Source organism: Micrococcus sp. ACRRV (genome assembly GCF_022346985.1).
Taxonomy (GTDB): Bacteria; Actinomycetota; Actinomycetes; order Actinomycetales; family Micrococcaceae; genus Micrococcus; species Micrococcus porci.
Genome location: NZ_JAKRNH010000230.1, coordinates 1 through 514, shown reverse-complemented (window position 1 = coordinate 514; position 514 = coordinate 1). Strand labels below are relative to the sequence as shown.

Annotated in this window: 1 protein-coding gene; it reads right to left on the bottom strand. The window is 79.2% G+C overall.

The features are described 5' to 3' along the window. Positions 1–470 (bottom strand): DUF3180 domain-containing protein (locus tag MHY29_RS12250; RefSeq protein ID WP_239241602.1); only part of this gene is annotated, 470 nt, incomplete at its 3' end. Positions 471–514 lie beyond the last annotated feature (44 nt).

Here is a 514-nt window from a genome sequence, read left to right as displayed (position 1 = left end):
CCCCCATCCTGCCCCGCGCCGGGCTCGGCGCCGTCCCCCTCAGGGGGGATCCTGCACCAGCGTTCGACGACGACGCCCACCGTCAACAGGGCCGCCCCGCCGAGGGCGAGCAGTCCGGCGGTGAGCACGGCCGGGGCCTCGATCCCGGCCCGGGAGGCGACCTCCAGGCCGACGCCCGCGTGCCAGCCGGCCAGCCCGGCGCCGGTGAGCCCGGAAGCCTGGCCGAGCACGAGCGTGCGGGCCGCGGCGAGCGGGTCCATGCGCTGGGCCAGCGGCCGGTCACGGTCCCGGCGCACCCGCCACCCCAGGACGAGACAGAGCACGCCCACGGCCACCACCGTGACCAGCGCCGCGAGGTGCATGACGGGCGCCGCCAGGCCGAGGGAGGGCGCGGTGAGCGCCGCCAGCCAGCCGAGCACGGCGGCGGCGAGCGCGAGCAGGGCGGTGCGCCCGGAGACCAGTGAGATCACGTCGGGTCGCTCCAGGGGCGGGCGATCGCGGCGCCGTCGGGCAG